The organism is Vibrio sp. R10-SG-ISO4 (genome assembly GCF_059834135.1).
The window spans coordinates 39,132-60,950 of record NZ_JCBDHJ010000024.1 but is presented as its reverse complement, the minus strand read 5'-3'; the positions used below and the strand labels follow the sequence as shown (position 1 = coordinate 60,950).

Sequence of the window (21,819 nt, the reverse complement as noted above, 5' to 3'; positions counted from 1 at the left end):
AGTAAGCCTAAAAAACGGTGAAGTGATGCGCTAGTCTAACGGTAGGCCAATTGCCCTACAAACTGGACATTTATCCAGTAGTGAAATACCATCAAATGACTTGAATTTGATGAATGTACGCCGCTCATGCAATGGATTTTTGATAACGCTTCTCTTCTTATCACCGCGGCTGGCAGCGCCGTCACCAGTGGCGTCGTCGTCGGTTGGTGGGTCACCCAGAAAATGCGCTTGCAACAGCAATTGCTCAGCGCCAAGCTTGATACTCAGCAACAACTTTCACACAGTGAAATCACCCAGTTAAAAAACGCCTTAGCGGAGGCCGAGCAAGAGCTGGAAGCGTTGGATGCAGCGCGGGACAAAGCGGCATTTGAGCTCAAGCAGTCTCACGGCAAGTTGATGGCGGTGCTAGAGAAGCTGCGTTACTTTGACAGCGTTAAGCAAGAGCGTCAGCAATACCTCGACGAACTTGGACTAATGCGAGATGAAAATGCGCAGCTCGAAGCGACCTTGAGAGAGCAAGAAGCTCGTCATGAGCAGATCACCCAAGCTAATCAAGAGAAACTCGCCCTGCTCGAGAAAGCCGAAGAGCGGCTAAAACAGCAGTTTGAACACCTCGCCAGTCAGCTGTTTGATGAGAAAACGGCGCGCGTTGATCAGCAAAATAAACAGAGTTTGGATGCCTTACTGTCGCCGCTCAAAGAGCAGTTGGAAGGGTTTCGCAAGCAAGTCAATGACAGCTTTACTGTGGAAGCCAAAGAGCGCCACACCTTAGTGCATGAGCTGAAGAACTTGCAGCGCCTCAACGAGCAGATGGCCAAAGAGGCGCTCAACCTAACCCAAGCGCTCAAAGGTGACAACAAGCAGCAAGGCAACTGGGGTGAGGTGGTACTGGCGAGAGTATTGGCTGAGTCTGGCCTAAGGGAAGGGCATGAGTACCACACCCAAGTGAATCTGCAAAACGAGGCGGGTAAGCGTTATCAGCCAGATGTGGTTGTGCATTTGCCCAATGATAAGCAGGTGGTGATTGACGCCAAAATGGCGCTGGTCGCCTATGAGCGCTACTTTAATGCCGAGACCGATCAGCAGCGTGACAAGGCCTTAGGTGAGCACTTACTCGCTATTCGCAGCCATATCAAAGGGCTTTCACACAAGGATTATCATCAACTCAAAGGCATTCAGAGCTTGGATTATGTGTTGATGTTTATCCCCGTCGAGCCTGCCTTCCAAGTAGCGATTTCCTCCGACCCTAGCTTGGTCAAAGATGCGATGGAGCACAATATCATTCTCGTCAGCCCGACCACCTTGCTGGTGGCACTGCGCACCATCGATAACTTGTGGCGCAACGAAAGACAGAGCCAAAACGCGAAAATCATCGCACAGCGAGCCAGTAAGCTCTACGACAAACTGCGCCTGTTCGTTGATGATATGGAGAGCCTCGGCGGCGCATTAGATAAGGCCAATCAAAACTACCAAGGTGCCATGAATAAACTAGTGACTGGGCGCGGCAACGTGATTCGACAAGCGGAGAGCTTTAAGCAATTAGGGGTGGAGGTCAAACGACCAATCTCGATGAATTTGGTGGAACTGGCGGAGCAAGAAACGCTGCCAGAATCACAGCTTAGCGGTGAAAATGACCACTTACTTGAAAGACATCCGGCTGAGGATAAAGTAAACTAATCGCCCGCAGTGCTTTGGCCGTATTGAATAGAGAGCACTGTTAAAAGAGGAATCATAATGACGGATATTAGTGTGCAATCGACGACAGCTCTAGAATCTCAGCAAGACGCAGAAACGACCCACTTCGGTTTTACCACGGTAGCGAAAGAGGAAAAAGTCACCAAGGTAGCGGAAGTGTTTCACTCAGTGGCCGCCAAATACGACATTATGAATGACCTGATGTCGGGAGGCATTCACCGCTTGTGGAAGCGCTTTACCATCGATTGCAGCGGTGCCCGTCCTGGACAACGCATCCTCGACTTAGGAGGTGGCACCGGCGATTTGACGGCGAAGTTCTCTCGTATTGTTGGCGACAAAGGCCACGTCGTACTCGCTGACATCAATAACTCGATGCTCAATGTCGGGCGTGACAAACTGCGCGATATCGGCATTGTGGGCAATGTGCACTATGTTCAAGCGAACGCTGAAGAGCTGCCGTTTCCCGATGACTACTTTGACGCGATTACGATCAGCTTCTGTCTGCGTAACGTAACCGATAAAGACAAAGCTCTGCGTTCGATGTACCGTGTACTGAAACCCGGCGGTCGCCTATTGGTGCTGGAGTTTTCCAAACCTGTCTTTGACCCACTCTCTAAAGTCTACGATGCGTATTCGTTCCACTTGCTGCCGAAAATGGGTGAGCTGGTGGCCAATGATGCAGAAAGCTACCGCTACTTGGCGGAATCCATTCGCATGCACCCTGACCAAGAGACGTTAAAAGGGATGATGGACAACGCGGGCTTTGAAAATACGCGTTACTACAACCTAACGGGCGGCATTGTCGCCTTGCACCGCGGCTACAAGTTCTAAAGGAGCCGAGCATGCCTTTTGAGCCTATGATGACGGCGGTCATCGAAACGTCACTCAATACTCTCATTCAAGATGATCCTGATCTGGTGCGCCGACTGGCGCGACTGAAAGGTCAGGTCATTCAAGTGCATCTCAAAGAGTTCGATAAGCGCTTAACCTTCGTTTTCAGTCAACAAGTCGATGTGTTAGCCCACTACGAAGGCACACCCGATTGCACCTTATCCCTCAATGTGTCGGTATTACCTGAGCTGAAAGATCAATCCAATATCACCAAACTCATCAAGCAGGATAAGTTGGATCTGGATGGCGACATCCAACTGGCGCAGAGCTTTTCGCAATTGATCACCCAATGCAAACCCGATATTGAAGAGTGGATCTCGCGTGTCACCGGAGACGTTGTGGCGCACACCTTAGTGCAAGGCGTGACGCAGATTGGCCAGTTCGCCCGCACTCAGCTTCGTCACCAGCAAGATTACCTTGCGCAAGTGGTCACCGAAGAGTGGCGTTTGGCGCCGCCGCCGTTAGAAGTGGCGCATTTCTGCGATCAAGTGGATGAGATCAAGAGCCAAGCGGCGCGAGTGGAAGCGAAACTGAATCAACTACTGGAGCGAGTATGACGTTAGCGGAGCTAAAACGCCTCTACCGCATCATCAAGGTGCAGCTCGAATATGGATTGGATGAGCTAGCGCCCAATCATCAACTCGCCAAAGCGCCGTTATTGGCACGAAAGGGTCTGTTTTGGATTCGTAATCAGCATCCGGACAAAACCTTAGGCGAGCGACTGCGTCTCGCACTGCAAGAACTTGGACCGGTGTGGATCAAGTTTGGCCAGATGATGTCCACTCGGCGCGATCTGTTTCCTCCTCATATCGCCGATCCTCTTGCCCTATTGCAAGATCAAGTGTCCCCCTTTGACGGCCAACTGGCTAAGCAGACCATCGAACAGGCATTGGGCGGTCTAATCGAAACCTGGTTTGACGAGTTTGATATTGAGCCGCTGGCGTCCGCATCGATTGCACAGGTGCACACGGCGAAACTCAAGTCGACGCAACAAGAAGTGGTGCTAAAAGTCATTCGGCCCGATATTCGACCGGTGATCGATGCCGATCTTAAACTCATGTACCGAATGGCGCGCATTGTCGCCAAGATGATGCCAGAGGCAAGACGCCTCAAACCCGTCGAGGTGGTGCGCGAGTACGAGAAAACCTTGCTCGATGAGCTGGACTTGCGCCGAGAAGCGGCGAATGCCATCCAGCTGAGACGTAACTTCGACAACAGTGAATCGCTGTACGTGCCTGAAGTTTTTACTGATTTCAGTAATAAAACTGTCATGGTTTCTGAGCGAATATATGGCATCCAAGTGTCGGACATCGAGGGCTTGGTCGCCAATGGCACCAACATGAAGCTGCTGGCCGAGCGTGGAGTCAGCGTGTTTTTCACTCAGGTCTTCCGCGACAGTTTTTTCCACGCGGACATGCATCCGGGTAACGTCTTTGTCGAACGTGAGCACCCAGAGAATCCGCGTTGGATCGGGTTAGATTGTGGCATTGTTGGCACACTCAATAGCGAAGACAAACGCTATCTTGCGGAAAACTTTCTGGCGTTTTTCAATCGAGACTATCGCCGCGTCGCCGAATTGCATGTCGAGTCGGGATGGGTTCCACGTGAAACCAATATTGATGAGTTTGAATTTGCCATTCGTATCGTGTGTGAGCCGATTTTCGCCAAACCTCTGTGTGAGATCTCGTTTGGTCATGTGTTGTTGAACCTATTTAACACCGCAAGACGCTTCCATATGGAAGTGCAACCTCAGTTGGTGTTGTTGCAAAAGACGCTGCTGTATGTGGAAGGACTGGGTCGTCAACTCTACCCTCAGTTGGATCTGTGGGAGACGGCCAAACCGTTCCTCGAAGAGTGGATGATGAACCAAGTCGGGCCAAAAGCGGTGATCAATGCGGTGAAAGATCGCGCGCCGTTTTGGGCGGAAAAGCTGCCTGAGTTGCCAGAGCTTCTCTACGACAGCCTGCGCCAAGGCAAGATGATGAATCAGCGTATCGATCAACTCTATCAAGGGTATCGTCAGTCGAAGCGTCAGCAAGCGACAGGGAAATTTTTGTTTGGTGTTGGCGCAACATTAGTCGTATGCTCGGCAATATTGGTCAACACTCCGTATGAGCAACTGTCTATGGTTAGCGCCTTAGGTGGCGTCACATTTTGGTTGCTTAGTTGGCGAGCTTACCGTCGTTAGGCGGTAAACTTAAGAATTCAACAGTTAGACCCGAGGTAAAAAGAATGGGTGGTATTAGTATTTGGCAACTGCTTATCATTGCTGTGATTGTGGTACTTCTATTTGGTACGAAGAAACTGCGTGGCATTGGTGGCGATTTAGGTAGTGCGGTAAAAGGCTTTAAGAAAGCGATGAACGACGAAGAGCCTGCAAAGAAAGACGCCGACTTTGAGCCAAAAAACATCGAGCAACAGCAGAAAACAGACGCCACTGCTGACACTAAAAAAGACAAAGAGCAGGCATAACTCGTGTTTGATATCGGTTTCTGGGAACTGGTATTGATCTCTGTGGTGGGGCTGGTGGTTCTCGGCCCTGAGCGATTGCCGCATGCGATTCGCAGTGTCACTCGCTTTGTCGGTGCGGCCAAGAATATGGCGAACAGCGTCAAAGACGAATTGTCCCATGAGCTCAAGGTGCAAGAGCTGCAAGAGAATTTGCGTAAAGCTGAGCAGATGGGCATGGAAGATCTCTCGCCAGAGTTGAAATCCTCCGTTGACCAGTTAAAGCAAGCCGCGCAAGACGTGCAGCGCCCTTATGCCAAGAAAAGCGACGAGCCTGCCAAGACTGAGCCATCTGAAGAGGCAGCGTCAAAAGCGCCTTCCGCCGACGCCACAGAGTCTTTGCATGTTGCCCCGGCTACAACAGATAAAAAGCCTGAGTAGTTCACCACTCTGATTATTGAGGGGCAGCCAATCGCTGCTCCTTTTGATTCCCAATAGTTGAGGTCTTCATGTCTTCTGTTGAGCAGACACAACCTTTGATTAGCCACCTTCTCGAACTGAGAAACCGCTTGCTGCGCGCACTCGTGGCGGTATTGGTGGTGTTTGTTGGTTTGATTTACTTTGCCAACGACATTTACGAATTTGTCTCAGCGCCTTTGGTGGAGCGCCTGCCTGAAGGGGCGACGATGATCGCCACCGATGTGGCGTCGCCGTTTTTTACTCCGCTCAAACTCACCCTAATTGCATCCATCTTTATTGCGGTGCCTTTCATCTTGTACCAAGTGTGGGCGTTTGTGGCGCCGGGTCTTTACAAGCATGAACGTCGATTGATCATGCCGCTGATGTTCTCCAGCTCACTGCTATTTTACTGTGGTGTGGCGTTTGCGTACTTTGTCGTGTTCCCGTTAGTGTTTGGCTTCTTTACCGCGATTTCACTCGGTGGCGTTGAGTTTGCGACGGATATTTCCAGCTATCTGGATTTCGTGTTAGCTCTCTTCTTGGCTTTTGGTATCGCCTTTGAAGTGCCAGTGGCGATCATCTTGCTGTGTTGGACGGGCGCAACCAATCCTAAAAGCCTCAGCGAGAAGCGCCCGTATATTGTGGTCGGCGCGTTTGTGGTGGGGATGATGCTGACACCGCCAGACATGATTTCTCAGACCTTGCTCGCCATACCCATGTGTTTGTTGTTTGAAGTCGGCCTGTTTTTCGCCCGTTTTTATGTGCGCAAAGAGGATGAACAGAGCGAGTAGTCGCTGATATGGAAAAGGCTTGCCGATGGGCAAGCCTTTTTTATAGAGTCCAATATCTTGGTACTAAAGAGTCGAGGGGAACACGCGTTGCTCGCTATAGCCTAAACAAAGCCTTGGCATTGTCGGTAGTAATCGCGTCTACTTCCTCGACCGAGATATCGCGAAGGCTGGCGACACGCTGCGCAACCAAATGGGTGTAGGCAGGCTCATTGCGCTTACCGCGATGAGGCACAGGTGCGAGGTAAGGGCAGTCGGTTTCCAGAATCACTTTACTCATATCCAAATATGGGATGACGTTATCCATCCCACCATTTTTAAAGGTGGAGACGCCACCAAGGCCAAGGTGAAAACCCAACTCATTAATTGCCTTGGCTTCCTCGAGACTACCGCCAAAACAGTGAAAAACCCCGCTGAGGGAACCGTCTTGCTCTTTTTCAAGCAGAGTGAGGGTCTCTTGTATGGAGTCACGCGTGTGAATCACCACCGGTAGATCCATTGCTTTGGCCCATTGCAGTTGCGTGACAAACGCGTGTTCTTGTTCGGCGCGATAGGTTTTGTCCCAATAGAGATCGATGCCAATTTCGCCTACGGCGATGAACGCATGTTGACTAAACCAGGCATGAATTTGCGCAAGGGTTTGCTCAACATTGCCATCGACGTAGCAAGGGTGGAGCCCCATCATCGAGCGGCACACATCGGGAAACTGACGCTCCGTGGCCAACATAGGGCCAATAGACTCAAGGTCGATGTTAGGTAATAAGATACGGTCTATGCCTTGTTCCAATGCGCGGGCCACCACGGCGTCGCGATCGCCATCAAACTCACTAGCGTAGATATGGGCATGGGTGTCGATCATGGGATGTGTCTCTGGATAAAACGTCAATGGAGCCAGTATACCTGTCTGAGTAGAAGATGCAGCAAATGGCGCCAATCTGTCTAGGTCGTATTTTGCGTGATTTTTTCGCCTTGTTGGCTGGTGCAAGAGAGCGGGAGTGATATGATGCGACACAAGCACTTTCACCACACAAGGAGAATCGAGTGTCAGTTTCTATCCAAGGTCAGTTTCCTGACCGTCGCATGCGTCGTATGCGTAAGCATGATTTCAGTCGTCGCCTTATGGCAGAAAATCAACTTTCAGTGAATGATCTGATTTATCCCATGTTTATTTTGATGGGCAAAGATCGCCGCGAAACTGTCGATTCGATGCCGGGTATTGAGCGTCTTTCCATTGATTTAATGTTAGAAGAGGCGCAATACCTCGCGCAGCTTGGTGTCCCTGCCATTGCGCTGTTTCCTGTGGTGAACCAAGATGCCAAAAGCTTGTGCGCGGCAGAAGCGTACAACTCAGAGGGCTTAGTTCAGCGTGCCGTTCGTTCGCTCAAAGAGCATGTGCCAGAGATGGGGGTGATCACCGATGTGGCGCTCGACCCGTTCACCACCCACGGTCAAGATGGCATCATTGATGACGAAGGTTACGTACTCAATGATGAAACCACTAAGGTATTGGTCAAGCAGGCATTATCGCACGCCGAAGCCGGGGCGGATGTGGTCGCGCCTTCTGACATGATGGATGGCCGCATTGGTGCGATTCGTGAAGCGCTAGAGCAAGCGGGTCACATCAATACCCAAATCATGGCCTATTCGGCGAAATACGCCTCTTGTTACTACGGCCCGTTCCGCGATGCGGTCGGCTCGGCGAGTAACCTTAAAGGCGGCAACAAAAAGAACTACCAAATGGACCCGGCCAACAGTGATGAAGCCATTCATGAAGTGGCGATGGATATCAACGAAGGCGCCGATATGGTGATGGTGAAGCCGGGCATGCCGTATCTGGATGTGGTTCGCCGAGTGAAATCTGAGTTGCAAGTGCCGACGTTTGCTTATCAAGTTTCCGGTGAATACGCGATGCACAAAGCGGCGTTTGCCAATGGCTGGCTTAAAGAGCGCGACACCGTGATGGAATCCCTGCTGTGCTTTAAACGGGCGGGGGCTGATGGCATTTTGACCTACTTTGCCAAAGATGTGGCGCAATGGTTGGCACAGGAGCAGGCGCAAGCGGCGACGTTTTTAAAGCAAGAGTAAGCGAAGCGACAATACTGAGGTCGGCGCATGCCGGCCTTTTTCTTTATTAACCTAACACAGAGAAGAGATCGCAATGAGTGTGCAGTATCGTGAAGGCACGTTAGAAGAGTGTGTCGAGGTGGTCAACCAAATCAATGAATTTGCTCAAAAAGAAACGGTTGAGAGCTTGGCGGCGAGATTGAAAGGGCGCCGCTACTTGATTCAAGTGGCGCAAGAAGGGGAGCAGTTGCTCGGTTTCAAAATTGGCTACGAGCTCGATGGTGACACATTCTACAGCTGGTTTGGCGGCGTATCGCCGTTAGCGCGCAATAAAGGCGTGGCGCAAACGCTGCTCGACGTACAAGAGGCGTGGGTGGCGAAGCAGGGCTATCTGCGCTTGAAAGTGAAATCTCGCAACCAATTTCCAGCCATGCTGAGATTGCTATTGCGCAATGGCTATCTGATCGAACACTTTGAAGAAAAAGCACCATTAATCGAGTCGCGCATTCATTTTGTAAAGACGATGTGAGTTGTCATAAAAATTAAATGAGATTTTTTCTCATTTAACTATTGACGGGATAAATGAGAATGGTTATTGTTTATCTCGTCTTAGGGAATGAGAGAAGTTCACAAGGACGTGGTAGAACCGGATTCGTTATGGAAAAGGTGATGCCAGACTCTAACGAACTTGCACACGTTTCTTTTGACACGACATTGCTCACATTGCTTCCAGTGTAATTTATAGCTTTACGGCAAAGTGTGATTCGCATGAACATGCTTTGACCTTTTCTGCTAGGCGACATCCTCACGATGTCGCTTTTTTTATGCCTGCTATTTAAGGTGAATAAAAGGACACCAGGTGTCTTTTCCACAGTTGAAGATCTCAAAAAGATCGATCTTTGCATGATCGATCTTGGTTATTTTTATTGTATTACAATGGTTTAAGATCTTGTTCGGCATCATTTTGTCAAATTTCACATCGCAGTGGAAAATAGTATAAACAGACTTATCCACAGCGTGGGCAAGAGAAGAGGCGATCACCAACACGCTGTGTGATCGCGATTCCTCGACAGAACATGGATTCACTGCTTGAGTCATGGCATCCTAAGCAGAAATTTGGACAGGCAGATAACAAACTATGGCTCGTATCCCAGACAACCCTTTGATCTTAATTGATGGCTCTTCTTACCTTTATCGCGCATTTCATGCTTACCCCGGCACGATGAGTAACGGGGAGATCCCAACCAACGCCGTTTATGGTGTGGTGAACATGCTGCGCAGTATGATGCGTCAATTTGCCAGTGATCGTATCGCGGTGGTCTTTGATGCGAAAGGCAAAACGTTTCGCGATGATCTGTACGCCGAGTACAAGGCCAATCGTCCGCCTATGCCGGATGATCTGCGTTGCCAAATCGAGCCTTTGCACAATGTGATTCGTGCTATGGGGCTTCCTTTAATTTGTGTGCCGGGCGTGGAAGCGGATGACGTGATCGGTACGCTGGCGCATCAAGCGTCTCAAGCGGGTATGCCGGTGTTGATCAGCACCGGTGATAAAGACATGGCTCAGCTGGTGGATGACAACGTGACCCTCATCAACACCATGACTAACGTTGTGATGGACAGAGAAGGGGTGGTGGAGAAGTTCGGAATTGGCCCTGAGCTGATTATCGACTACCTCGCACTGATGGGCGATAAAGTCGATAACATTCCTGGTGTCCCTGGCGTGGGTGACAAAACCGCGACAGCTTTGCTACAAGGCATTGGGGGGTTAGACAAGCTGTACCAACAGTTGGATGACATTGCCGCGCTCGGTTTCCGTGGCTCGAAAACCATGGCGAAAAAGCTGCTAGATAACAAAGACAATGCCTACCTTTCCTACGAGCTGGCGACGATTAAGCTCGACGTTGATCTCGAAGAGAGTTTAGACGCGTTGGTGAAGTCTGTGCCGAATAAGGATGAGCTGGTCAAACTCTATGGAGAACTGGCGTTTAAATCTTGGCTCAATGAGCTGCTCGAAGGCGGCACGGGCGTAGTGGAAGCGAATGAGAAATCCGGGCAACGTGAAGTCAGCTCGTCAGCCAAAGCGCCGGAGCTCAATGTCGCCGCAGCGAGCATCGATCGCAGCCAGTATGAAACCATTTTGGATGAAGCGCAGTTCGCTAAGTGGCTAGACGCTCTACGCGAAGCCAAGGTGTTTGCGTTCGATACGGAAACCGACAGCCTCGATTACATGGTGGCGAATTTAGTGGGTGTCTCTTTTGCGACCGAAGAAGGTGTCGCGGCGTATGTGCCTGTCGCGCATGACTATCTTGATGCGCCGGCTCAGCTTGACCGAGATTGGGTACTCGCACAGCTCAAGCCTTTACTCGAAGATGAATCGCAAGCCAAAGTTGGCCAGAACTTAAAATACGATGCGAGTGTGTTGGCGCGTTATGGCATCGACATGAAAGGCATCAAACATGACACCATGTTGGCGTCTTATGTCTACAACAGTGTCGGCGGTAAGCATGACATGGACAGCCTCGCGCTGCGCTTTTTGCAACACAGCTGCATCTCGTTTGAGCAGATCGCGGGTAAAGGCAAAAAGCAGCTGACGTTTAACCAAATTGAACTGGACCAAGCGGCGCCTTATGCCGCAGAAGATGCGGATGTCACCTTGCGTCTGCACAATCGCTTGATGGAAAACATCGAGCAAGACGACAAGCTAAAGTCGGTCTATGAAACCATCGAGATGCCGCTCGTACCTGTTCTATCGAGAATTGAGCGCACCGGTGTCTTGATTGATGACATGAAGCTGGCCGCGCAGTCTCAAGAGATCGCAAAGCGTCTTGATGAGCTTGAACAAAAAGCCTACGAGGTGGCAGAGCAAGAGTTCAATATGAACTCGCCTAAACAGCTGCAAGCGATTCTGTTTGAGAAAATGGGATTACCTGTGGTGAAGAAGACACCATCGGGTACACCATCGACCAACGAAGAGGTGCTGCAAGAGCTCGCGCTAGATTATCCACTGCCGAAGCTTATCTTAGAGTATCGCGGTTTGGCGAAGCTTAAATCTACCTACACCGATAAGCTGCCTAAGATGATCAATCCTGAAACGGGCCGAGTACACACCTCGTACCATCAAGCTGTCACGGCGACAGGGCGTTTGTCTTCAACCGATCCGAACTTACAAAACATCCCGATTCGTAACGAAGAGGGACGCCGTATTCGCCAAGCGTTCGTCGCGCCGCACGGCTACAAAATCATGGCGGTCGACTACTCGCAAATTGAACTGCGCATTATGGCGCACTTGTCAGGCGATAAAGCGTTACTTGATGCCTTCCAACAAGGTAAAGACATCCACGCTGCGACCGCCGCTGAAATCATTGGCGTCGATATCGAGCAAGTGACCAGTGAGCAGCGTCGCCGAGCGAAAGCCGTCAACTTTGGCCTGATCTATGGGATGAGTGCATTTGGTTTGGCCAAGCAGCTAGGGATCCCTCGTGGTGAAGCGCAGCAATACATGGATACCTATTTCGAGCGCTACCCAGGCGTTATGCAGTATATGGAAGACACGCGCAGCACAGCGGCTGAGCTAGGTTATGTGGAAACCTTGTTTGGTCGACGCTTGCACCTTCCTGAGATCACATCACGCAACGGTATGCGCCGAAAAGCAGCAGAGCGAGCCGCGATCAATGCACCAATGCAGGGCACGGCCGCCGACATCATCAAGAAAGCGATGCTGGTTGTCGATGAGTGGATTCAAAACGAAGGCCAAGGCCGAGTGAAATTATTGATGCAAGTGCATGATGAACTGGTGTTTGAGGTCGAAGAGTCATCGTTAGCCGAAATTGAAAGTAAAGTACAAGAATTGATGGAATCGGCTGCACAATTAGATGTCCCTCTGATCGCCGAAGTGGGGCATGGTGACAACTGGGATCAGGCACACTAAGCATAATTTGCACTAAATTGGTGAAATAAGTTGAGTCAGCGCACAAACGCTGACTTTTTTTTGCCTCTAAATAAGATCCGGCATAGCTATATTAAATGTTGCTTAATAAAACTTTAATGAAAAAAAATTACAAAAAAGGTTTCACTTTCTGACCAATTGTTGTACATTAAGAGGCGTAGGGTACAGAGGTAAGATGTTCTATCTTTCAGACCTTTTGTTTCACGTTATTGGATTAGGCTGATTCAGCCGCCCCAGTCAGTTTTTGACTGGGGCGTTTTTTATTGTGCGAAAGAAAAGTCCAAACAATTCAGCATCCTGCCTAAAAGCACGCCTTATTCGCTATTCCGTTCACTTGGCTTATCGCCTGTCAGCTGATTTCATTCGTTTTGTTTTCTTTTCATCAAATGTAGCAAAACACCAATCACACTTTGGTTATTTTGACTCAGAAATCATGTGTGTAGGTGTGCATATTTTTCGTTGTTTTTATTCCTAAGTGATTGTAATTATAGGGATATTTGGTTTTTTATTTGTGCTGTGACTTCAGTAGTAGGGCGATTGCATTTTAGCGGGCTTGGCTTATGCTAGGCGCATAATAATTATTACCAGTTATTTCTCTCCCGTTTCCCTGCCAGGATGGTGGGGATTTTTGTTTCTGGCGTGAATGTTTTTATTGTTTCGCTGGCGAACGAATCGCACCTCACGTTCAGCGCTTCTATTGAGACAGAAAAAAGGCCCTATCGATGGATAGAGCCTATTCATTAGGTATCTCATTGGATATGAGTGGGATGAACGCTTTAGGCGTTAGGATCTGACGGTTGTTCGTCGGCTGACTCGTCAGAGGAGGTCGCTTCCTCTTCTGCGAGCACCTCAAGCGCGCTCTCGGCAAAGGCTGGGGCAAACCACTCATCGAGTTTATTGCGCAGCACATCGACGCCCAGTCCTTTCAATGAGGAGAAGGCGGCGACGCTGACATCACCACCAAAGCCAAGGGCGGCTTCGCGGATCTTCAATACGGCCGCTTTACGCGCGCCACTTTTCAGTTTGTCCGCTTTGGTCAACAATACTTGGACAGGAATGCCGCAATCGACCGCCCAGTAGATCAGTTGTTGGTCGAGATCTTTCATTGGGTGACGAATATCCATCAGTACCACTAACCCTTTCAAGCATTGACGCTTTTGTAGGTATTCACCGAGGGATTTCTGCCACTTTTTTTTCATCTCAAGTGGGACTTGGGCAAAACCATAGCCCGGCAAGTCGACAATGTGACAACCGTCTGCAACCTTAAATAGGTTAATCAGCTGAGTACGGCCAGGTGTTTTACTCGTCTTCGCCAAGCTCTTTTGGTTGGTCAGTCGATTGAGCGAGCTGGACTTGCCCGCATTGGAACGTCCTGCGAACGCAACTTCGATGCCTTCATCTTCTGGCATATGACGAATATCAGGTGCACTGGTGATGAAATGCGTGTTTTGATAATGAATTTTTACGCTCACTGTTAACTCCATCTCGACTTTGTGTAGTCGATTGATTACTTTTTTGTGAAATTGTGTAAAATAACCGTGCTCGGCATAAGGTCGCCTATTGTACCATGAGTGGCAACGCAGAGTGGTACTGGAAGCTTGATAATTATAATGGAATGTCATGAAGAAATTAGCGCTAATCTTGAGTCTTTTAGCCAGCTGCTCTGTGTGGGCCCAAGGCAGCATCGAAGCTGGTAAAGCAAAATCTCAAACGTGTGTTGCCTGCCATGGTGCTGATGGCAACAGTCAACTCGCCATGTACCCGAAATTGGCAGGTCAGCATGCTAAATATATCGAAAAGCAGCTAAAAGACCTGAAACTGGGTATGACCAGCAATGGCCAGCAAGGCCGTATGGACCCTGTGATGAGTGGCATGGCGATGCCATTGTCAGAGCAGGACATGCAAGATCTTGCGGCGTACTACGCTTCTCTGCCTATTTCGCACAACACCACACCTGAAAACGTGGTGGAGAAAGGCAAAACCCTTTACACCGCTGGTGATGCAGAGCGCGGTTTGACGGCGTGTATCGCTTGTCACGGCCCGCGTGGTAACGGTACTGAACTGTCTGGATTCCCTAAGATCTCCGGTCAGCACGCCGATTACATTAAATCCCAATTACTAAAATTCCGTGACGGCACACGCGCCAATGACATGAATGCCATGATGCGTGATATTGCGAAGAAGTTAACGGATGATGATATCGAAACCCTATCCAAATACGTAGGCGGTCTGCACTGATCACCTCAGCCTGTTCGAGCATCGCAGTAGAGAAACAGCCCAAGCCGATCGGTTTGGGCTGTTTCGTTTGAGCTCGATCACACCCCGTTTTTCTGCTCGATATGCCATCTCGCTATCGATGTTGTGAGACATTGGCTATATCGAATGACGCAATTCAGACGGACAATTCGCTAACCTAATGAAAAATAAAGAGTGGAAAACAAGAGCGAAAAAAAAGTGCAATAAAAGTCTGAGCCGGATTGTCTGAGCGAATCATTGCGGTAAAGTGAACACATCGGCAGGGTGCTGAATCAGGATCATAGACCAAGATGGTCTCCACGGATGCGAGTAACGGAAACTCGGCAGTTGATATGGAAAGGGTAGGCAGGATGCCTGCTGGATAAGGATGATCGACTTGTCTGATGGTTTAGACAGCGAAAGGGATCAGGCTCAGGATGAGCTCAGTGACGGGACGTCGCCAACGGAAAGCCAAAATTCACTCGGACAGTGAAAAACAACACCTTTTGCAGGGAAAGCACCAAAAACAAAAGGACATTTGATGCATTGATATCGATGCAACACAGTTTCGCCGTCAGGCATTTAGAAAGCGATAGGGTTCCTATCGCTTTTTTTATCTCTTCTGCATCGCGACATACTCGCCATTTCTTTTCTTTCACTCATAGAGAATATTTTCATCAATTGATGGGAATTTGTACAATAGCCCTCCACTCTAGGTCGAGTTTCTGGTATGTTTCGCATCCCTGTTTGAGGATGTCATTATGGAACCTTGTCCCCTTTGTCACAGTGTGGATACCCACGCGTATGTTTCTGATAAACGTCGTGACTATTTACAGTGCGCGCAGTGCCAGTTGGTGTTTGTACCGGCTTTGCAAAGGTTGGATGCGGCGACAGAAAAAGCCCACTATGATCAACATGAGAACTCGCCCAGCGATGTCGGTTACCGACGCTTTTTATCGCGCGTGGCTGACCCCATGTTACACAGAGTGGCGCCCCATTCTCACGGGTTAGATTTTGGTTGTGGCCCTGGCCCGACATTGTCATTGATGATGGAGGAGCAGGGACACACGATGAGTGTGTATGATCTCTACTATTATCCAGATGTGACGGTATTAGAGAGACAATACGACTTCATCACCTCCACCGAAGTGATCGAGCATTTGTATCAGCCCGACATCGTGTGGAAGCAATGGTTAAATTTGGTTAAGCCTGGTGGCTGGATAGGGTTGATGACGAAGATGGTCATCGATGTCGACGCGTTTGCAAACTGGCACTACAAGAATGATCCCACCCATGTGATCTTCTTTAGTCGTGCGACGTTTGCCTACTTGGCAGAGCGGGATCAGCTCGAGCTAGAATTTATTGGAAATGATGTAATTTTACTGAGGAAACCCCAGTAATGAGCCGTAGTAAAAAAGCCCGATCAGGTGGCAATGGTGACCTGATTGTCGTTCGTAATCGTACAGAGTCTGATGTTGAAGGACGTCTACGTAAGAAAGACAAAAAACGCAAAGGTCTAAAGACCGGTAACCGTAACTCAGAAGCCAAGCAAGCGAAGCAGCACACTTCGGGCGGTACGCGTGACCCACGTTTGGGCAGCAAAAAGAAGATTCCGCTGATTGTGGATGCGCCGAAAAAGCAGACCAAAGCGCAGCGCCGTCTCAATGCGGAGCAAGAGCTGGAGATGCTGGAAAACGACGCGCAGTTGAACGTGTTGCTTGACCGTCTCGATAACGGTGAGAGTTTAGGCGCCGGTCTACAGAAATACGTCGATGAGAAGCTAGAGCGCATCGAAGTGCTGATGAAGCAACTTGGTCTCTACCAAGAAGACGACGAGATGGACGACGACGCAGAGCAAGAGAGTGAACCTGTTGTGCCTGCGAGTAAAAAGTCGAGCAAGAAATTGGCCACCGATGATGAACTTCTCTCGCAGTTCGAAGACTTGGATTTAAACCAATTTAAAGGATAACACGCCCAATGAATGTCACCTTGTTAGCCATCGCTGGTGGTGCTGTCATTCTAGGCCTCGCTTCCTATGCAGGGTACCTTTTGCTGCAACTGAAAAAGCAAAAGGCTTTGCAACTGCACCATCAAAAGCTGGCGATCGACAAGCGCAACGCCAATATCTTTGAGAGTGTCAGCACCTTGTGTTTAGCAGGCATCCAGGGCCAATGCGATTTATCAGAAATCAGCATTCGCCTCTACAACATTATGGATTACGTCCAAGGGGAATCGCGCGTCGACTTTGACAGTGAGTACCCAGCAACCTCTGAGCTTTACCATATTGTCAAAGAGATGGCTCGTGGTGACGAGCGTCAAGCCTTACCGAAAAAAGAACGCATGAAGCAAAATTTAGAGCGACACAAAGCAGAATCCCGTCTTGAAGACGCGATTGTGGCTGAGTTAACTCGTTTGCAAAAGCACGTTCAACCTTTGAATAACCAGATCAATATTCAGACGATCGGCTAATTCGTACCTCGATCACCCCAAAGTGGCAGTGATCGAGGTATCAAAACTGAGCATTGCTGCTCAAAATTCCTCGTGCCCCTCTACGGGTTGCCAACTTGTATGGCAAAATAGCGGGCCATAATAAGACGTCTCTTTTTTGCTAGAGCCAAGCTCAGTCATGGCCTATAGCCCAAACGGAATATCATCATGTCGCAGCCAGTTGTCGCCAGTCAGCAAATCGTGTGGGACCAAGCGGTTCTTGATAAGTACAACTATTCGGGTCCTCGCTACACTTCATACCCCACCGCGCTAGAGTTTCATGAGGCCTTTACCATCTCGGATTACGATATGGCGTGTACTGAGTACCCTCAGCGTCCTCTCTCGCTTTATATCCACATCCCGTTTTGTCATAAGCTGTGCTACTACTGCGGCTGCAACAAGGTCATTACCCGCCACTCGCACAAGGCCGATGAGTACTTGGATGTGCTGGAGCTTGAGATCCGCACTCGTGCGTCGTTACTCCATGAACGCAAAGTCACCCAACTGCACTTTGGTGGCGGAACGCCAACCTTCTTAAGCAAGGAGCAAGTGAGCCGTTTGATGGCGATTTTGCGCGCCGAATTCTATTTCGACACTGACGCGGAAATCAGTATTGAGGTTGATCCACGCGAAATTGAGCTCGACATGTTGGATCACCTACGCAGCGAAGGCTTCAACCGCTTGAGTATCGGCGTGCAAGACTTCAACAAAGAGGTGCAACAGCTCGTCAATCGAGAGCAAGATGAAGAGTTCATCGTCGCCATGGTTGAGCGTGCCAAGCAATTGGGTTTCCGTTCCACCAACCTAGACTTGATTTATGGCTTGCCCAAGCAAACCCAAGCCTCGTTTGCTAAGACTCTTGAGCAAGTGTTGAAGATGCAGCCGGGGCGTTTGTCCGTCTTTAACTACGCCCACATGCCGAGCCTTTTTGCCGCGCAGCGTAAAATCAAAGATGACGATCTGCCTGCAGCCCAAGAGAAGATGGCGATTTTGCAAGACACCATCGCCACTTTGACCGGTGCTGGCTATCAGTTCATTGGTATGGATCACTTTGCGCTGCCAGATGATGAGCTTGCGGTGGCGCAGCGCCGCGGTGAGCTACATCGCAACTTCCAAGGCTACACCACTCAAGGTGATTGTGACTTGGTTGGTTTTGGCGTGTCAGCCATCTCCATGATTGGTGACGCTTACGCGCAAAATCAGAAAGAGTTGAAAAAGTACTACGCACAAGTCAGTGGCCAGCGCCATGCCTTATGGAAAGGTGTGGTCCTTGATAGTGATGACTTACTTCGACGTGAAGTGATTAAGCAACTGATCTGTAATTTCTCTCTCGATATCCGCGCTATTGAGCAAGGCTTTAACATCACGTTTGATGAGTACTTCAAGCAAGATTTGCAATTGCTGCAAACCTTCATCGATGATGGCTTGGTGGAGAAAGACGCCACCTCGATTCAGGTGACCCTGCGTGGTCGATTGCTGATCCGCAACATTTGCATGTGTTTTGACAAATACCTAAGAGCCAAAGCGCGTCAGCAGCAATTCTCACGGGTGATTTAAACGCTTCGACGGCAACGAGAGATAGTCAGGGGATGCCCAGTTCGCCCTTGATAAGATTGACCTCAGCAGAGAGATAAGCGCGGCGTTATGTCGCGCTTTTGTTTATCTTGGAGCAGGGTAGGTATGGTCATTAGGGCGCAATATAGGTCGCTTGTGCCACCTCCCACAATGCCTTAACCAACGGGTTATCCAACTGCGATCGTTTACAGCACACACCGAGTTTAAACGGTTCAATCGACGCCACTTTTAAGCGCTGAATCTTCTCTTTGACTGGGCTGTTGTTGATCACCACATCCGGCGCAATCCCCACGCCACAGCCTAACGCTACCATACTGACGATCGCTTCATGCCCCGACACTTGCGCGTAGATATTGGGCTTAATCTTCATCGCTTTAAACCAGGCGTTCGCCCGATCTCTTGCCGTGCCAGACTCAGGGACAATAAAGGGGATGTTGGCCCAATCCGGTTTGTCTTGGCCAAGCGAGTGGGCAAAGTGACTCACGCCGGTGGGCGCGATCACTGATAGAGGAATTTCGCTGATGGTTTCAAACTCGACTCGCGCTGGCAGTTGTTCGGGGAAGGCAGAAATCGCCACGTCCACGTCATCATTGATGATCTTGTCAATTGCTTGTGCAGGATCGCCAGTGGAGAGCTTGAATTCAATAAACGGATGTTGGAGACGAAATTCAGACAAGAGATCAGGCAGATGGCTGTAGCTTGCGGTCACAGAGCAAAAAAGACGGATCTCGCCGCGCAACTCCGCGTCCTGTCCTTTGAGCTGCGCACGGTACGTCTGCCACTCGCCTTGAATTGACAGCGCAACCGGCAGCAGTTTTTTTGCCGCAGGGGTGAGCTCTACACTGCGGTTGTCTCGCACGAACAGCGTTTGACCGGTATCCGCTTCCAGTTTTTGAATTTGTCGACTGAGCGCTGATGGGCTGATGTGCATCGCGCTCGCGGTTTTGGCAAAGCTTTGGCTGTCGCACAAATGGATAAACAGCTGGAGACTTTTGATATTCATAAAACCGTCATTTCCTTGTTGCATTAATTGCAATTACTAATTGTGAATATATCACTTTAGGCAATTAAATACCTGTTTTAGTATGGACTCATTCGGTGCCAAGCCACCGACCGATACGGAAAAATTCTATAAAGGAGCGCCACATGGCTAACTATTTCAATACTTTGAACTTACGTGAGCAACTAGACCAATTGGGTCGTTGTCGTTTTATGGACCGCAGCGAATTCGCATCAGAAGCGGATTACCTAAAAGGGAAAAAAGTGGTCATTGTGGGTTGTGGTGCTCAAGGTCTTAACCAAGGCTTGAACATGCGTGATTCTGGTCTGGATGTGGCTTACGCTTTGCGTCAAGCGGCGATCGACGAGCAGCGTCAATCGTTCAAAAATGCAAAAGATAACGGCTTTGAAGTGGGCAGCTACGAAACACTGATCCCTCAAGCAGACTTAGTGATTAACCTAACACCAGACAAGCAGCACACCAACGTTGTAGAAACGGTTATGCCTTTGATGAAGCAAGGCGCGGCACTGGGTTACTCTCACGGCTTTAACGTGGTGGAAGAGGGCATGCAGATCCGTGAAGACCTGACTGTTGTCATGGTGGCGCCTAAGTGTCCGGGTACCGAAGTCCGTGAAGAATACAAGCGTGGCTTTGGTGTGCCTACCCTGATTGCGGTTCACCCAGAAAACGACCCGAAAGGTGAAGGTTGGGACATCGCCAAAGCATGGGCGGCCGGTACAGGCGGTCACCGCGCAGGCTGTCTAGAGTCTTCATTTGTTGCTGAAGTAAAATCGGATCTGATGGGTGAGCAGACCATTCTATGTGGCATGCTGCAAGCGGGTTCTATCGTCTGCTACGAGAAAATGATCGCCGACGGTATCGATCCTGGTTACGCAGGTAAACTGCTGCAATACGGTTGGGAAACCATCACGGAAGCACTCAAGTTTGGTGGCATCACGCACATGATGGATCGCCTCTCTAACCCGGCTAAGGTCAAAGCGTTTGAGCTTTCTGAAGAGCTAAAAGAGTTGATGCGTCCGCTGTACAACAAGCACATGGATGACATCATCTCTGGTCACTTCTCTAGCACCATGATGGCAGACTGGGCGAACGATGACGTTAACCTACTAGGCTGGCGTGCAGAGACCGGTGAAACGGCATTCGAAAATTACCCAGAAACTGACGTTGAGATCTCTGAACAAGAGTACTTCGACAACGGTATTTTGATGGTGGCTATGGTGCGCGCTGGGGTAGAGCTGGCATTCGAAGCGATGACGGCTTCTGGCATTATCGACGAATCGGCGTACTACGAGTCGCTGCATGAGCTACCATTAATTGCGAACACCATTGCTCGTAAACGTCTGTACGAAATGAACGTTGTTATCTCTGATACGGCAGAATACGGCAACTACTTGTTTGCGAACGTAGCGACGCCGCTACTGCGCGAGAAGTTTATGCCAGCGGTGAACACCGATGTGATTGGTAAAGGCCTAGGTGAGACATCGAACCAAGTGGACAACGCGACGCTTATCGCAGTGAATGAAACCATTCGCAACCACCCGGTTGAGTACATCGGTGAAGAGCTGCGTGGTTACATGACAGACATGAAACGCATCGCGGTTGGCGGCTAATCACTGCAATTTTCACTGCGTCATCGGCTTAGGCGAGTTTGGCGCAGTCAATAAACTCCAGGCAGACTGGGGTGATAAATACAAAATAAAACACGACATCTAATAAAAAGGCTTGGTCAGTAGACCAAGCCTTTTGTTTTTCTTTCGTACGCGATTCCACTCGAGAGTGGGCACTGAGCCGATTACTTGTCGGCCAGTTTGGCTTCAAGCTCTGCGAGCTTTTGTTCCATTTCCGTTAGCTTTTGACGCGTGCGCAGTAGAACTTGCGTTTGAACATCAAACTCTTCACGGCTAACCACATCAAGCTTGTTGAGTTGGCCTTGAATTACTTGGCGTACTTTTTGGTCAACGTCCGCGCCGAGCTCTTTAACAGGGGCGGGCATAGAGTCATGAATTTGTTTGGCAATTTGTTCCAGTTTCTTTGGGTCAAACATGTGGCAACTACTCCTATTATTCTTGTCTGTATTCTACGTAATCGGACGGGGAAAGTCGTCAAGTGTTGCGTAAAAAGCGTGCGCGCGTGGGTGGAATAGCAATAGTTGGTCGAACAGCAATAAAAGTCGAATAACGATAAACGTCGAATCACAATAAAAAAGG

21 protein-coding genes are annotated in these 21,819 nt (G+C 49.5%); 17 read left to right on the top strand and 4 right to left on the bottom strand.

Going from position 1 to position 21,819, the window contains the following annotated elements; all coding sequences use genetic code 11:
* The first annotated feature begins 126 nt into the window (after nucleotides 1–126).
* From rmuC to tatC, 7 genes are all read left to right on the top strand, one after another.
* On the top strand, nucleotides 127–1,677 hold the full coding sequence (rmuC, locus tag AC6R03_RS17665) for a DNA recombination protein RmuC (protein ID WP_500630166.1): 1,551 nt from the start codon (nucleotides 127–129) through the stop codon (nucleotides 1,675–1,677).
* Between the two features lie 57 nt (nucleotides 1,678–1,734).
* The gene (gene ubiE / locus AC6R03_RS17660) at nucleotides 1,735–2,526 is read left to right on the top strand and encodes a bifunctional demethylmenaquinone methyltransferase/2-methoxy-6-polyprenyl-1,4-benzoquinol methylase UbiE (RefSeq protein ID WP_500630167.1); all 792 of its coding nucleotides are present in this window, start codon (nucleotides 1,735–1,737) and stop codon (nucleotides 2,524–2,526) included.
* An 11-nt stretch (nucleotides 2,527–2,537) separates the two neighbouring features.
* A complete protein-coding gene (locus tag AC6R03_RS17655) occupies nucleotides 2,538–3,143 on the top strand; it encodes a ubiquinone biosynthesis accessory factor UbiJ (protein ID WP_487902708.1) in 606 nt (201 codons plus the stop codon).
* Complete coding sequence (gene ubiB, locus AC6R03_RS17650; protein ID WP_500630168.1) at nucleotides 3,140–4,774, top strand: ubiquinone biosynthesis regulatory protein kinase UbiB; 1,635 nt, start codon at nucleotides 3,140–3,142, stop codon at nucleotides 4,772–4,774. Before AC6R03_RS17655 ends, ubiB begins: the two co-directional genes overlap by 4 nt.
* 44 nt (nucleotides 4,775–4,818) lie before the next feature.
* Nucleotides 4,819–5,058 (top strand): Sec-independent protein translocase subunit TatA, encoded by a 240-nt coding sequence (gene tatA / locus AC6R03_RS17645; protein ID WP_334555437.1) that lies wholly within the window; start codon nucleotides 4,819–4,821, stop codon nucleotides 5,056–5,058.
* Between the two features lie 3 nt (nucleotides 5,059–5,061).
* The gene (gene tatB / locus AC6R03_RS17640; protein ID WP_487902707.1) at nucleotides 5,062–5,475 is read left to right on the top strand and encodes a Sec-independent protein translocase protein TatB; all 414 of its coding nucleotides are present in this window, start codon (nucleotides 5,062–5,064) and stop codon (nucleotides 5,473–5,475) included.
* 68 nt (nucleotides 5,476–5,543) lie between these two features.
* Complete coding sequence (tatC, locus tag AC6R03_RS17635) at nucleotides 5,544–6,284, top strand: twin-arginine translocase subunit TatC (RefSeq protein WP_487902706.1); 741 nt, start codon at nucleotides 5,544–5,546, stop codon at nucleotides 6,282–6,284.
* 94 nt (nucleotides 6,285–6,378) lie between these two features.
* Here the strand turns inward: tatC and AC6R03_RS17630 are convergent, their stop codons facing one another.
* Nucleotides 6,379–7,140 carry a TatD family hydrolase gene (locus tag AC6R03_RS17630; protein WP_500630169.1) on the bottom strand — a complete coding sequence of 254 codons (762 nt, stop codon included), beginning with the start codon at nucleotides 7,138–7,140 and terminating at the stop codon, nucleotides 6,379–6,381.
* 182 nt (nucleotides 7,141–7,322) lie between these two features.
* On the opposite strand from AC6R03_RS17630, the gene hemB reads away from it, so the two are divergent.
* The 4 genes from hemB to spfP all read left to right on the top strand — a co-directional run bounded on the left by hemB (nucleotide 7,323) and on the right by spfP (nucleotide 12,517).
* The gene (gene hemB, locus AC6R03_RS17625) at nucleotides 7,323–8,366 is read left to right on the top strand and encodes a porphobilinogen synthase (RefSeq protein WP_500630170.1); all 1,044 of its coding nucleotides are present in this window, start codon (nucleotides 7,323–7,325) and stop codon (nucleotides 8,364–8,366) included.
* Between the two features lie 73 nt (nucleotides 8,367–8,439).
* Nucleotides 8,440–8,874: a GNAT family N-acetyltransferase gene (locus AC6R03_RS17620; RefSeq protein WP_500630171.1), complete on the top strand. Its 435-nt coding sequence runs from the start codon at nucleotides 8,440–8,442 to the stop codon at nucleotides 8,872–8,874.
* 609 nt (nucleotides 8,875–9,483) lie between these two features.
* Nucleotides 9,484–12,276, top strand: a complete 2,793-nt coding sequence (gene polA, locus AC6R03_RS17615) for a DNA polymerase I (protein ID WP_500630172.1) — start codon at nucleotides 9,484–9,486, stop codon at nucleotides 12,274–12,276.
* Nucleotides 12,277–12,469: 193 nt separating this feature from the next.
* Nucleotides 12,470–12,517 (top strand): small protein SpfP, encoded by a 48-nt coding sequence (gene spfP / locus AC6R03_RS17610; protein WP_438356636.1) that lies wholly within the window; start codon nucleotides 12,470–12,472, stop codon nucleotides 12,515–12,517.
* A gap of 553 nt (nucleotides 12,518–13,070) precedes the next feature.
* Here the strand turns inward: spfP and yihA are convergent.
* Nucleotides 13,071–13,766, bottom strand: a complete 696-nt coding sequence (gene yihA, locus AC6R03_RS17605) for a ribosome biogenesis GTP-binding protein YihA/YsxC (RefSeq protein WP_500630173.1) — start codon at nucleotides 13,764–13,766, stop codon at nucleotides 13,071–13,073.
* 148 nt (nucleotides 13,767–13,914) lie between these two features.
* Between yihA and AC6R03_RS17600 the strand changes: the two genes are divergently transcribed.
* From AC6R03_RS17600 to hemN, 5 genes are all read left to right on the top strand, one after another.
* Entirely contained in the window at nucleotides 13,915–14,532 is a 618-nt protein-coding gene (locus AC6R03_RS17600; protein WP_334555445.1) for a c-type cytochrome, read from the top strand.
* A gap of 758 nt (nucleotides 14,533–15,290) precedes the next feature.
* Nucleotides 15,291–15,929, top strand: coding sequence for a class I SAM-dependent methyltransferase (locus AC6R03_RS17595; protein ID WP_487902702.1), 639 nt, complete (start codon nucleotides 15,291–15,293; stop codon nucleotides 15,927–15,929).
* Nucleotides 15,929–16,498: a Der GTPase-activating protein YihI gene (gene yihI / locus AC6R03_RS17590; RefSeq protein WP_500630174.1), complete on the top strand. Its 570-nt coding sequence runs from the start codon at nucleotides 15,929–15,931 to the stop codon at nucleotides 16,496–16,498. The genes AC6R03_RS17595 and yihI overlap by 1 nt, the downstream gene beginning before the upstream one ends.
* An 8-nt stretch (nucleotides 16,499–16,506) precedes the next feature.
* Nucleotides 16,507–16,998 carry a DUF2489 domain-containing protein gene (locus tag AC6R03_RS17585; protein ID WP_487902700.1) on the top strand — a complete coding sequence of 164 codons (492 nt, stop codon included), beginning with the start codon at nucleotides 16,507–16,509 and terminating at the stop codon, nucleotides 16,996–16,998.
* A gap of 186 nt (nucleotides 16,999–17,184) precedes the next feature.
* Entirely contained in the window at nucleotides 17,185–18,573 is a 1,389-nt protein-coding gene (hemN, locus tag AC6R03_RS17580) for an oxygen-independent coproporphyrinogen III oxidase (RefSeq protein ID WP_500630175.1), read from the top strand.
* A 130-nt stretch (nucleotides 18,574–18,703) separates the two neighbouring features.
* Here hemN and ilvY read toward each other — a convergent pair whose 3' ends face one another.
* Nucleotides 18,704–19,594, bottom strand: coding sequence for an HTH-type transcriptional activator IlvY (ilvY, locus tag AC6R03_RS17575; RefSeq protein WP_334555450.1), 891 nt, complete (start codon nucleotides 19,592–19,594; stop codon nucleotides 18,704–18,706).
* Nucleotides 19,595–19,737: 143 nt separating this feature from the next.
* Between ilvY and ilvC the strand changes: the two genes are divergently transcribed.
* Nucleotides 19,738–21,222 carry a ketol-acid reductoisomerase gene (gene ilvC / locus AC6R03_RS17570; RefSeq protein WP_500625332.1) on the top strand — a complete coding sequence of 495 codons (1,485 nt, stop codon included), beginning with the start codon at nucleotides 19,738–19,740 and terminating at the stop codon, nucleotides 21,220–21,222.
* Nucleotides 21,223–21,404: 182 nt separating this feature from the next.
* Here ilvC and ubiK read toward each other — a convergent pair whose 3' ends face one another.
* Nucleotides 21,405–21,656, bottom strand: a complete 252-nt coding sequence (gene ubiK, locus AC6R03_RS17565; RefSeq protein WP_334555452.1) for a ubiquinone biosynthesis accessory factor UbiK — start codon at nucleotides 21,654–21,656, stop codon at nucleotides 21,405–21,407.
* Nucleotides 21,657–21,819 lie beyond the last annotated feature (163 nt).

Excerpts from the sequence above, each read along its gene's own strand:
- polA (WP_500630172.1), top strand. The coding sequence starts at position 9,484 with ATGGCTCGTATCCCAGACAACCCTTTGATCTTAATTGATGGCTCTTCT.
- hemN (WP_500630175.1), top strand. The coding sequence starts at position 17,185 with ATGTCGCAGCCAGTTGTCGCCAGTCAGCAAATCGTGTGGGACCAAGCG.
- ubiK (WP_334555452.1), bottom strand. The coding sequence starts at position 21,656 with ATGTTTGACCCAAAGAAACTGGAACAAATTGCCAAACAAATTCATGAC.
- AC6R03_RS17655 (WP_487902708.1), top strand. The coding sequence starts at position 2,538 with ATGCCTTTTGAGCCTATGATGACGGCGGTCATCGAAACGTCACTCAAT.
- AC6R03_RS17595 (WP_487902702.1), top strand. The coding sequence starts at position 15,291 with ATGGAACCTTGTCCCCTTTGTCACAGTGTGGATACCCACGCGTATGTT.
- ubiE (WP_500630167.1), top strand. The coding sequence starts at position 1,735 with ATGACGGATATTAGTGTGCAATCGACGACAGCTCTAGAATCTCAGCAA.
- AC6R03_RS17585 (WP_487902700.1), top strand. The coding sequence starts at position 16,507 with ATGAATGTCACCTTGTTAGCCATCGCTGGTGGTGCTGTCATTCTAGGC.
- AC6R03_RS17620 (WP_500630171.1), top strand. The coding sequence starts at position 8,440 with ATGAGTGTGCAGTATCGTGAAGGCACGTTAGAAGAGTGTGTCGAGGTG.
- tatC (WP_487902706.1), top strand. The coding sequence starts at position 5,544 with ATGTCTTCTGTTGAGCAGACACAACCTTTGATTAGCCACCTTCTCGAA.
- AC6R03_RS17600 (WP_334555445.1), top strand. The coding sequence starts at position 13,915 with ATGAAGAAATTAGCGCTAATCTTGAGTCTTTTAGCCAGCTGCTCTGTG.
- tatA (WP_334555437.1), top strand. The coding sequence starts at position 4,819 with ATGGGTGGTATTAGTATTTGGCAACTGCTTATCATTGCTGTGATTGTG.
- ilvY (WP_334555450.1), bottom strand. The coding sequence starts at position 19,594 with ATGAATATCAAAAGTCTCCAGCTGTTTATCCATTTGTGCGACAGCCAA.
- AC6R03_RS17630 (WP_500630169.1), bottom strand. The coding sequence starts at position 7,140 with ATGATCGACACCCATGCCCATATCTACGCTAGTGAGTTTGATGGCGAT.
- ubiB (WP_500630168.1), top strand. The coding sequence starts at position 3,140 with ATGACGTTAGCGGAGCTAAAACGCCTCTACCGCATCATCAAGGTGCAG.
- yihI (WP_500630174.1), top strand. The coding sequence starts at position 15,929 with ATGAGCCGTAGTAAAAAAGCCCGATCAGGTGGCAATGGTGACCTGATT.
- ilvC (WP_500625332.1), top strand. The coding sequence starts at position 19,738 with ATGGCTAACTATTTCAATACTTTGAACTTACGTGAGCAACTAGACCAA.
- rmuC (WP_500630166.1), top strand. The coding sequence starts at position 127 with ATGCAATGGATTTTTGATAACGCTTCTCTTCTTATCACCGCGGCTGGC.